Origin of the sequence: Vreelandella indica (genome assembly GCF_037070225.1) — a bacterium.
GTDB lineage: Bacteria > Pseudomonadota > Gammaproteobacteria > Pseudomonadales > Halomonadaceae > Vreelandella > Vreelandella arctica.
Window position 1 is genome coordinate 1 of sequence record NZ_JBANSO010000048.1, and the last position, 10360, is coordinate 10360.

The 10360-nt window shown below is 51.5% G+C and carries 12 protein-coding genes and 1 pseudogene; 5 read left to right on the forward strand and 8 right to left on the reverse strand.

Annotated features, from left to right (window positions below; genetic code table 11):
* Nucleotides 1-163: 163 nt before the first annotated feature.
* Nucleotides 164-781, reverse strand: coding sequence for an enolase C-terminal domain-like protein (locus tag V8L71_RS19850; RefSeq protein ID WP_431313199.1), 618 nt, complete (start codon nt 779-781; stop codon nt 164-166).
* On the opposite strand from V8L71_RS19850, the pseudogene V8L71_RS19855 reads away from it, so the two are divergent.
* A pseudogene (locus V8L71_RS19855) lies at nt 702-869 on the forward strand (aldehyde dehydrogenase family protein); the annotation flags it as partial. The gene V8L71_RS19850 and the pseudogene V8L71_RS19855 overlap by 80 nt on opposite strands.
* A gap of 104 nt (nt 870-973) precedes the next feature.
* On the opposite strand, the gene V8L71_RS19860 reads toward V8L71_RS19855, so the two are convergent.
* Nucleotides 974-2136, reverse strand: a protein-coding gene (locus tag V8L71_RS19860; RefSeq protein WP_174788252.1) for an IS3 family transposase whose coding sequence is annotated in 2 segments (ribosomal slippage) — nt 974-1863 and nt 1863-2136 — 1164 coding nt in all. Because the reading frame shifts where the segments join, the coding sequence is not laid out codon by codon here.
* Nucleotides 2137-2191: 55 nt separating this feature from the next.
* Here V8L71_RS19860 and hpaR point away from each other — a divergent pair.
* Nucleotides 2192-2644, forward strand: coding sequence for a homoprotocatechuate degradation operon regulator HpaR (hpaR, locus tag V8L71_RS19865; protein ID WP_336275241.1), 453 nt, complete (start codon nt 2192-2194; stop codon nt 2642-2644).
* Between the two features lie 296 nt (nt 2645-2940).
* Here hpaR and V8L71_RS19870 read toward each other — a convergent pair whose 3' ends face one another.
* The 3 genes from V8L71_RS19870 to V8L71_RS19880 all read right to left on the reverse strand — a co-directional run bounded on the left by V8L71_RS19870 (nt 2941) and on the right by V8L71_RS19880 (nt 5299).
* The gene (locus V8L71_RS19870; RefSeq protein ID WP_336275233.1) at nt 2941-3759 is read right to left on the reverse strand and encodes a DODA-type extradiol aromatic ring-opening family dioxygenase; all 819 of its coding nucleotides are present in this window, start codon (nt 3757-3759) and stop codon (nt 2941-2943) included.
* Between the two features lie 73 nt (nt 3760-3832).
* Nucleotides 3833-4780, reverse strand: a complete 948-nt coding sequence (locus V8L71_RS19875; protein ID WP_336275234.1) for a glutathione S-transferase family protein — start codon at nt 4778-4780, stop codon at nt 3833-3835.
* A gap of 60 nt (nt 4781-4840) precedes the next feature.
* The gene (locus V8L71_RS19880; RefSeq protein WP_062375042.1) at nt 4841-5299 is read right to left on the reverse strand and encodes a DoxX family protein; all 459 of its coding nucleotides are present in this window, start codon (nt 5297-5299) and stop codon (nt 4841-4843) included.
* A gap of 160 nt (nt 5300-5459) precedes the next feature.
* Here V8L71_RS19880 and V8L71_RS19885 point away from each other — a divergent pair, with 160 nt between their 5' ends.
* The 3 genes from V8L71_RS19885 to V8L71_RS19895 all read left to right on the forward strand — a co-directional run bounded on the left by V8L71_RS19885 (nt 5460) and on the right by V8L71_RS19895 (nt 7693).
* Nucleotides 5460-6365, forward strand: coding sequence for a LysR family transcriptional regulator (locus V8L71_RS19885; RefSeq protein ID WP_336275235.1), 906 nt, complete (start codon nt 5460-5462; stop codon nt 6363-6365).
* Between the two features lie 83 nt (nt 6366-6448).
* Nucleotides 6449-7204, forward strand: coding sequence for a LysR family transcriptional regulator (locus V8L71_RS19890; protein WP_336275236.1), 756 nt, complete (start codon nt 6449-6451; stop codon nt 7202-7204).
* 291 nt (nt 7205-7495) lie between these two features.
* A complete protein-coding gene (locus tag V8L71_RS19895) occupies nt 7496-7693 on the forward strand; it encodes a tautomerase family protein (RefSeq protein WP_336275237.1) in 198 nt (65 codons plus the stop codon).
* A gap of 71 nt (nt 7694-7764) precedes the next feature.
* Here the strand turns inward: V8L71_RS19895 and V8L71_RS19900 are convergent, their stop codons facing one another.
* From V8L71_RS19900 to V8L71_RS19910, 3 genes are read right to left on the reverse strand one after another with little or no spacing between them, the layout of a single operon-like run.
* A complete protein-coding gene (locus V8L71_RS19900) occupies nt 7765-8655 on the reverse strand; it encodes an aldo/keto reductase (RefSeq protein ID WP_336275238.1) in 891 nt (296 codons plus the stop codon).
* Between the two features lie 17 nt (nt 8656-8672).
* Entirely contained in the window at nt 8673-9410 is a 738-nt protein-coding gene (locus V8L71_RS19905) for an SDR family oxidoreductase (RefSeq protein WP_336275239.1), read from the reverse strand.
* Nucleotides 9411-9458: 48 nt separating this feature from the next.
* A complete protein-coding gene (locus V8L71_RS19910) occupies nt 9459-9863 on the reverse strand; it encodes a (R)-mandelonitrile lyase (protein WP_336275240.1) in 405 nt (134 codons plus the stop codon).
* Between the last annotated feature and the right edge of the window lie 497 nt (nt 9864-10360).

Here is a 10360-nt window from a genome sequence, read left to right on the forward strand (position 1 = left end):
GCAGCGGCTTCGATGGCTTCAGTCAACGAGTGCCCCGCAGCGATGGCACGGCGGGCCAGGGTATAGGTGTCGGTATTAAGCAAGCGAACCTGTTCGGCGTTCTCGACTAGGGCGGCGTATGGGGTGCCATCATGGATGCACTGGATCAATCTCATGCTTGGCCTCATTCGGTGATATTGAACTGATCAAAATGATCGTGGTTGAGTGTCAGACCAAGACCTGGCACGTCGTCGTCGAGATCAATGAAGCCATTCACCGGCTCGGGATCGCCTTTGAAGAGGTAGTAGAAGAGCTCGTTGCCGATCTCAACGTCATGAACTGGGAAGAACTCGGACATTGGCGAGGCCAGCGTCGACATAGTCAAATGGTAGTTGTGCATCTGTCCTGCATGCGGGATTACAGGAATACTGAACGATTCGGCAAGGGCGTTGATCTTGCGTGCAGCAGTGATGCCGCCAACACGGTTGGTATCGTACTGAATCACCGATATGGCGCGCTTCTCCAACAACTGTCGGAAGCCATAATGAGTGAATTCGTGCTCTCCCCCAGAGATCGGTATGCTGGTGAGCTGATTCAGTTCAGCATAGCCATCGATATCGTCGGCCAGCACGGGCTCTTCGAGCCACCGAGGCTCAAAGCGTTCCAGCTTGGGTAACATGCGCTTAGCGTATTCCAGGTTCCAGCCCATATAGCATTCGAGCATTAGGGAGGCACTTGAGTATGGTATGGTAGGTATTAACGAAGGTATTATCTCAACAGAAGTTGCGCCTTTTGGCGGCATCAAGGCTTCAGGTGTCGGTCGCGAGGGGTCTCACTACGGTATTGAGGACTATCTCGAAATTAAATATATGTGTATGGGAATCAAATAAGACTCCCTAAGCCACCAGGCTAGTAGTCCTGGTGGCTAATGTTCATAAGGCACAACATGGCACGACCTACTCCCTGATCTGGCAACAGTTTTCCGGACACTTTTTTAAGCGGCTGCACGTAGCCTCGATTCATAGTCCGCTGGACTCATATAGTCGTTGCTGGAGTGCAGCCGCACCCGATTATAAAATACCTCGATATACTCGAAGATCGCCTGCCTCGCTTCCTCTCGCGTCTTAAAGTCCTCGTGATACACCAACTCGGTCTTTAGAGTATGAAAGAAGCTTTCTGACGGGGCGTTGTCCCAACAGTTACCCTTGCGGCTCATGCTGCACTTGAACTCATGCTGCTTGAGCAAGCCCTGGAAACTATCCGAGGCATACTGGCTGCCACGGTCACTGTGAACCAGCAGACCGGCTGCTGGCCGACGCTTAAAGATCGCCATGGTCAGCGCGTCGTTCACCAACGCTGCCGGCATCCGGCTATCCATGGACCATCCGACGACCGCTCGTGAGCAAAGGTCAATGAAGACGGCTAGGTACAGCCAGCCCTCCCGTGTCGGGATATAGGTGATATCACCGACATAAGCCTGATCAGGCTCTGATGCCGTGAAGTTACGATTCAGCAGGTTCGCGGCTACCGGCTTGTTATGCTTTGAATTGGTCGTCGCTTTGAACTTGCGCCGCATCTTGCATTCAAGGCCCTCTTCACCCATCAATCGACCGATTCGACGGCGGCTGACGGTTTCTCCGTCTTCAGCCAGTTGCTTTTGAATACGCCGTGTTCCATAGGTTGAGCGGCTTTTTTTATGATGTTCACGAATACTGGCCTTCAACGCCTGATCATCCCGGACTCGCTGGCTGGACGGTCTAGTTCGCCACTCGTAATAGCCACTGCGAGAGACTTCAAACACTCGGCACATCAGGGCAGTGCTGAACGTGCCCCGATGCTCCTCGATGAAGCCGTACCTCAGTTCGATTCTTTGGCGAAGAAGGCCGCCGCCTTTTTTAACAGTTCCCGCTCTTCCTTCAGCCGAGCATTCTCACGCCGGAGTTGCTTCAACTCTTCATATAGGTGCTTGTCGTCAACCGCACTACTCGAATCACTCGTCTGCTTGCCATGGAATTTATCGATCCAAGTATGCAGCGTGTTGACGTTAACGCCCAACTCGCGCGCCGACTGGGCGATCGGTTGATCGGATTCCACCGCTAGTTTGACGGCGGCTTCTTTAAACTCGGCTGTATACGAATTGCTTTTTTTCTGACTCATGGCACACACCTTGATGGGCAGATAATATTATCTGCGTCTGTGTGTCCGGGAAACTATAACCACTTCACCCTCTTTAACATTAGCGTTAATGCAGGCTAGAGAATCCGCGATGGAATTTTTCAGGCCGCATCTCAACCGTAACAATATCACCGAACAGCAGTGGCGAGTCATTCGTATTCTGTGGCAGTCAGAAGAGCAAACCCTCGAAAGCCACCGACTTGCAAAACTCGCCTGTATCCTGCCACCTAGCTTAACCGGTGTACTCGTTCGGCTGGAACAAAACGGCCTAGTTAAGCGTTGGAAACCAGAAACGGATCAGCGCCGCCTGTGTGTGACGTTGACCAATGAAGGTAACGCACTGTTTGATGAAATGCGGGTAGAGATGACCAGCCAGTACAAAAAAATACAGCAGGCATTAGGCCCAGAGAAATACCGCACCTTAATGAGTCTACTGAAAGAAGTGCAGCAGCTTAACCCTGAAGAACCAACGAACAGTTCTGACTCCTAAAGCCTGAATCCAACCAATAAAGGCAGCATCCGCATTATGCTAGGAGAGTATTCAGGTGCGCTAAAAACCGTAGGTGGTGCGCTTAATGTTTGAATCCAGGTCGACCTGGCCGAGGCGACACGAGCGCGATTTGGACTAGCCGTTCGTGAGCACCCTCTGGCATTCCCCGAGATTCCTATCAACCTTTTCTGGCACCGCCGCTTTCACCAAGACCTTGGCGATCGCTGGTTGCGGGGGCTTATGTTTGAGATGTTCTCAGAGTAGAGAACCTCCCATTCAGCGCTCTTATCAACGATTTACTTGGCACTCTTTCGTGACCAATAGAACATGCCTGATGCCTTGCTCAATATTGTGGCTGATAACTGTTTATCACTCGGCCTGCCCGCTAACCCATAACAGACATGTAGGGGCAGAAGGTGCTCTTCCCGAGGGTGACAGAAGCGTGCATGGGGGGCCTTATCCCAGTTAGCCAAGCGACGGGTACGCTCTGCTTCATCGATGTCTTGGCTGGAGCACGTCGTCACTAGCCAGTCTTCAAAAGCCTTATTTTTCGCTTGGCTGTCTTGCGTGATAGGGCTACAGAATTCCCGCATGTTGTGGAATGAAAAACCCGAACCAATCACCAGCAGGTTCTCGCGCTCCAGAGATTTGAGCGCTTGGCCGATGGCAAGGTGAGTATCAGCGGCAAGGTTATTAACCAACGAAAGCTGTACACAGGGAATGTCGGCCTCTGGATACATGATTTTGAGCGGGACAAACACGCCATGGTCAAAGCCCCGTTGAGTATCTTGCTGGGCTGGGATACCGGCGTTTTCAAGCGCCCGACTCACCTGTTGTGCCAACGCAGGCTCACCCTGACAGGGATACTGAATTCGATAAGCTTCAGGTGGGAAGCCCGCATAGTCGTAGATCAGTTCCGGGGCAGCTCCTGCCGTGATCGTGGGTACAGACGCTTCCCAGTGTGCGCTAATGACCAAAATAGCCGATGGCTTGCTAATCACGTTGGCGATCCCTTTCAGCGATTCGACCATTTCCTGATGATCTGGATCGCCCAATAGGGGCAGAGGCCCTCCGCCGTGGGAGAGGAATAAAATATCTGGTGAGGTGTTCATCATCGTTTCCTCGTGGTTACTGAAGACTTATGGGTAACAAAACGCGGCCATAGTCCTATTCATTAATTTTTTAAAATCAAATGATGGCAGGGCCTACCGGCACAATGCCGCTGGGGTTCAGCGCTTTGATGGAGTAATACCCGGCTTTGATGTGCTCAATATTGACCGTCTCGGCGATACCATTCATCACATAGATACGCTGCATAAAAGCGTGCAAGTAAGGCATGGCTTGAAGTGTATTTCGATTGCATTTAAAGAGCCCGTGATAGGCAGCATCAAACCTGATCAAGGTCACGAACAGCCGCACATCGGTTTCCGTTAGCCGTTCGCCGAAGAGATAAGAACGTCCATCAGATAAGCGCGTTTCGAGTTCATCCAAGGTTAGAAACACCTTGTCATACGCCTCTTCGTACGCCTGCTGAGACGATGCAAACCCTGCTTGGTAGACACCGTTATTGAGGTTTTGATAGATAACCTCGTTCAACGCATCGATGTCGTCGGCTAACTCTGCCGGGTACAGATTCGGCCCTTGCTGGCCAAGCGCGTCGAACGCAGTGTTGAGCATGCGCAGAATGTCAGCTGACTCATTGCTGACAATGGTGCGTGTTTTCTTGTCCCACAAAACGGGCACGGTGGCTCGACCGGTGTAGGTTGAGTCGGCTTGAGAATACAGCTCATGCAGATAATGGGCACCGTTAAGGCTATCATCATGAGCACCGGGATAGCCGCCAAACTGCCAGCCTTGGTCTGTTAACTTGGGGTTAACGACCGTTACGCTGATCAGACCCGTTAACCCTTTCAACTGGCGCGCCATCAGCGTGCGGGAAGCCCAGGGGCAAATATAAGCAACGTAGAGGTGATAGCGGTCTTTTTCGGCTTTAAAGCCCCCCTTACCTGTTATACCAGGCGAGCCGTCTGGCGTGATCCAGTGGCGAAAAGACGATAATTGGCGAATAAACCGCCCCTCTTCGTCTTTAGCCTGAACAGGGTGCCAGTTTTCTTGCCATGTTCCGTTAACCAACATAGTAATCTCCTTCCTCCAAAATAAGCCCCGTCAATACGGCGGGGCGATCGGTATGCTAGGTTATTGGCGACCATGAAAGAGCTGCGACTGCAGCAAACTATCGACTGACAAGCGTCCTGCCCCTTGGATCGCTAATGCGGTGGTGGCAGCGAAAAGTGTGAGTGCATATTCGTAGCCGTTGTTTGTTAGGAACAGACCGTTACTCAAATGGACGCTGAAAATAGCGACCAACATAGTCACAGCTGTCACAATTGCGGCAGGACGTGTTAGCAGCCCCAGGAATAAAGCGATCCCTCCCAAAAACTCGGCGCTCCCTGCCAGTAATGCCATGGCATAGCCGGGTTCAAGGCCGATACTGGTCATCCATTGCCCGGTGCCTTCCAAGCCGTAGCCTCCGAACCAGCCAAATAGTTTCTGCGCACCGTGTGCCGCTAATATCAGACCGACCGGTAGTCTTAAAGCCAGGGCCGCGTAGCCGCCAGTGGAATTAAATAATGTGTGTGCGAATTGGTTTTTCATGAGCTGTTCCTCGAATAGCGAATGTCGTTTATTTAACAAGCTTTGCGTTACTGATGAACGCACTTTACTCGCGTCATGAAGAAACAATAAGGATGAAGATGTTGCATGATTAACAACAAAACGTTGATAATCTTTATTTCCGTCAGGGATAGGGAAACGAATGGATCGTATTGATGCCATGAGAGCTTTCGTCAACGTGGTTAGCGAAGGAACCTTCACCCAGGCCGCCGAGCGTCTTGAAATGTCGCCTCAGCTCGTCAGTAAATATGTGTCTCAGTTGGAAGAGCGCCTGGGCGTGCGCTTGTTGAACCGCACAACCCGAAAAGTGCATCTTACAGAAGCGGGCATTCGTTACTTTGAGCATGCCCAGCAGGTGCTAGATGACATTGACGATATGGACAGTCAGCTCAATGACTTGCAAGAAGGCGCGCGGGGTCGTTTGCGGATTAGCGCTCCTGTTTCCTTCGCGACACTGCATTTAGCACCACTGTTGGCTGACTTCCAGCAGGCACACCCGGCCGTTAGTATCGACTTACAATTGAACGATAGAAAAGTGGATATCGTGGAGGAAGGGTTTGATATCGCTTTACGCATTGGACATTTGAAAAGCTCCTCCCTGATCGCTAAGTTTATTGCCCCCGTGCGACTGGTGATATGCGCCTCCCCTGACTATTTAGCCCGCCATGGCACCCCTACAAGCCCCAGTGAACTTAAGCAACATCGATACCTGCGTTATAGCTATTTGGAGCATGATATGGGATTGCCCGCCACAGAGTGGCTCCCAACCGCTGGACGGCACCAAGAGGGGGACTTGATCAGTAACAATGGCGATGTGTTGACCAAAGCCGCTATTCAGGGGGCTGGCATTGCTATTCAGCCGACCTTTATTTCCGGCGAGGCGATTGCCAAGGGCAGCCTAAAAGTGATTCTTCCTGAGTGCGAACCAGCTCCTCTAGGTCTTTATGCCGTTTATGCGCACCGTAAACTATTGGCGAGTAAGGTGAGGTGTTTTATCGACTTTTTAGACGGATATTTCGGTGATCCGCCGTACTGGGATGACTTTTAAACTGGCGAATAAATCTTGTTTATCCATTACTGCTTGTTCGTAATGTGTATTACCGTCCGCCTAGCAAAATAGGATCACTTATCATGAGCAGCCCAGTTTTTTCTGACAATCCACGTGCCATTGTCTATTTTGTTGCCGTTGCCAAAGCGGAAAGCTTTACCGCGGCAGCCAATGAACTGGGCATTTCTAAATCGGCGCTAGGAAAAAGTGTTTCTAAGCTGGAACAGCACTTAGCTACCAAATTACTTTATCGCACCACGCGTAAGCTAAGCCTTACCACGGAAGGGGAAGCCTATTTTGCCAGCTGTCAAAGCGCTCCCGATACACTGCAGGCAGCAGAAAACTCGCTACGCTCAAAGCTGAGAGAACCATCTGGCACAGTGCGGATTGATATGCCCGCCGCCTTTGGTCGGTCTGTGATGATGCCAATTTTGTTAGGCATGACCGAGCGTTATCCGCACCTGAAGCTTACCCTCACCTTCAATGATCGCATCATTGACCCGCTGGATGCCGGATTTGATCTCGCCATCCGCTATGGTGCCTTGAAGGACAGTGCCGACCTGGTCGCCAAGAAACTCAATGACCAGCATCTCGTGCTTTGTGCATCGCCTAGCTACCTTGAACGCTATGGAACCCCACAGAACTTACAGGCGCTCAGTCAACACCGCTGCTTAATGGCTTGGCGCGGTGGGTCACCGTTGAGTTGGCGAGTCAAAGACGAAGATGGACAAGAAATGAGGTTCCATCCACCACCTTTTCATCAAATAAGCGATGGCGACGCCATGATGGATGCCTGCATGGCAGGCGCGGGATCGTCCAGTTTCCAGAGGCATTATTAAGGCCTTTTATCGTTCAGGGAAAGTTGGTGACGATCCTCGCTGAATTCGCCCCCTCCCCTACAGACCTTAATATTATTTGGCCACGCTCATATCAACGGCTACCGAGCGTTCGCTTTATTATCGATGAACTGGTTTCGTTGGCAGATCAGAATATTTTCGGCTGATTGTAGAATTTAGCGCTACTCTGAATCAGGTTGTAGCGTGTTTATCAACCTTTAGGGCAGAACTAAACTGCTTTCTTGAGCAGCAAGCTCGATGAAGCACACCGTTCACAACCCAAGAGGATTCACCATGCCAGTCGTAAATATTCAGATGTTTGATGGCCGTGACGAAGCCAAACCTGCTATTGCTAAAGCCGTCACCGATGCGATTGCTCAGCATGGCAACATCGACCCGCAATACGTTTATGTCATTTTCAATGACGTGTCCATGGACAACTGGGCAATTTCCGGTGAGATTTTTGCTGAAACGCTCAAAAAATCGAGCTAGTTCTCTCTCCGTGCCATTATTAGCCTGAACCGAGCAAAGCTCGGTTCTTCTCTTCTATCTAAACGACGGCATCACTCCGGTATTGAAAAACTTACCGTTTTAGTACTGAGCGATTTGGGGTCCGGCCCGCCACGGCGGCCAGTATTAAGTGCATCGATCAAAGCAACCTCTTCGGTGGAAAGTGAAAAATCGAAGATATCGAAATTCTCCCTTATCCGTTCAGTGTGAACCGACTTGGGGATCACTGAGTGGCCCAATTCGATATGCCACCGAAGGATTACCTGGGCCGGTGATTTACCGTGCTGATCAGCAATCCGTATGATTGTGGGATGCGTCAGCGGGTCGTCTTCCGGCTTAGGGTCTTCTGTAAAGTAACGATTGACGCCGCCAATTGGCGACCAGGCTTGAGTCAGAATGCCCTGCCCCAGATGAAATTGACTCAGCTTCTTCTGAGTGAAGAACGGATGCAGCTCCACTTGGTTTACCGCAGGAACCACGCCGGTCTCATCAATGATGCGCTTAAGCTCTTCTTCGTTGAAGTTCGAGACGCCAACTGCACGAGCACGGCCACTTTTCACGATTTCACAGAGCGCCTTCCATGCCCCCAAAGTGCGTTCGAATTCAGTCGGGGCTGGCTGGTGTAGCAGATAGAGATCGACGTGTTCCATGCCCAGCTTGCGCAGCGAACGTTCGAACCCGTGCATCGCGCCGTCATAGGTATAATCTGAAAGCCAGAGTTTGGACTCGATGAACACGTCTGAGCGAGCGAGACCGCTTGATCGGAACGCTTCACCCACCTGCTGTTCATTCATGTAAGCGGCGGCAGTATCGACATGGCGATAGCCCGCCTCAAACGCAGACAATACCGCACCAGTGGTTTCCTCAGGACGAGAGCGATAAACGCCCAGTCCGAAGGCAGGCATCTCAACACCATTGTTCAAGGTGAGAACGGGAATAGTCATAGCATTTCCTATCTTGTTTATAGCACTTGGCTGGTTGGCCGGAACAGAATCTCGTTAATATCCACGTCCTCAGGCTGGCTCATGGCGAATTCTACTGAGCGCGCGAACGAGTCGGCGGGTATCGCATACTGTTCGTAAAAATCATGGATCGCCTCGGACACGTCATTTTCCGAGATACTATTCGGTAGTTCTGTATCGACAGCGCCAGGCGAGATAATCGTCGAACGGATATTGTAAGGTTTGACCTCTTGGCGCAGTCCTTCGGAGATGACACGAACGGCATGCTTAGTGGCCGCGTAAACAGCACTGCCAGGGCCAACCTTATGGCCAGCGACCGATGAAACGTTGATGATCTGCCCACTCTTTTGGACGGTCATAGGCGGCATTGCTGCCGCGATGCCATACAGCACACCCTTGATATTGACGTCGATCATTTGATCCCACTCTTCGACCTTCAGGCGCTCTAAAGGCGAATGCGGCATCACACCGGCATTATTGAGCATGACATCGATACGGCCATGCAACTGAATGGCGCGCTCCACCAGCGCTTCCACCTGATCCCGCTGGGTGACATCGGTCTTAACCACCGCCTGATCATCCAGACCGAGTTCCTGGGCCAGCGCCTGTAAACGCTCCATACGACGCGCGCCGAGCACTACCTTTGCGCCCCCATTCACCAATCGGCGTGCGGTCGCTTCGCCAAGACCACTGCTAGCCCCTGTGATGACAACGACTTTATCCTTGATACCTTCCATTGTGAGTTCTCCTTCTAAATAAAGTAATGACTCTAGTTGGTTCTTTGCTTAAGAAACGCTGCTGAGATAATCCTCATCCGCTACTTTTTCCATCCAAGTGACGGGCGAACCATTCTCCGATTCAGCGATCGCGATATGCGTCATAGCGTTGCTATCCGTGGCGCCATGCCAATGCATCTCGTCTGGTCCAAACCACACTACGTCGCCTGGGCGGAGTTCTTGTTTTGGCTCACCTTCCCGCTGAGCCCAACCCAGACCTGCAGTAATAATCAGTGTTTGCCCTAGTGGATGGGTATGCCAAGCCGTACGGGCTCCAGGTTCGAAAGTAACGATAGCTCCGCCGGTTTTAGCTGGCTCTGGGGCCTGGAAAGGCGAATCAATACGCACTGTCCCAGTAAAATATTCTTTAGGGCCTTGGGCAGATGACTTGGAGCCATTGCGCTGAATTTCCATGAGGATACCTTTGGTCATTGGAGTGTTTTGGCAAGCCTGCGATAGACAGCGAGGCCAACAGGGAATGGCGTGTCCCACAGTTTAGGGCACTCACCTGGATATGATTAGAGGCTTATAATGACTTGGTCTTATGTCTTAAATTCATCAATCCACAAACCAACATAACCCCCTCATTAATTGATTGAGCTCGTAGCGAAGCTTTCGAGGAATAACCACCTAGCCTAGCCTGGATTTCTCATAGCACCTCAGCCAGTACCGCACTCAGGCTCTAACACCGCTAAACACCTCTTGGCTCGACTTACATCGGCTACTTTTTAACCACTTTTCGTCGTTCAGACACACCTCCCCCTTCCCCCCATTGCGTCGGGCCGGGGGCGCCCGAGCAGTCAGTTCGGCACCAACCGCCTGACGAGATCGGATAGCGCCGTTTTATAGGGGTAGCTGTCACTCATGAGTACGCGGATTCGACGCGTATTGCGGATGATGACCGCGCCTAC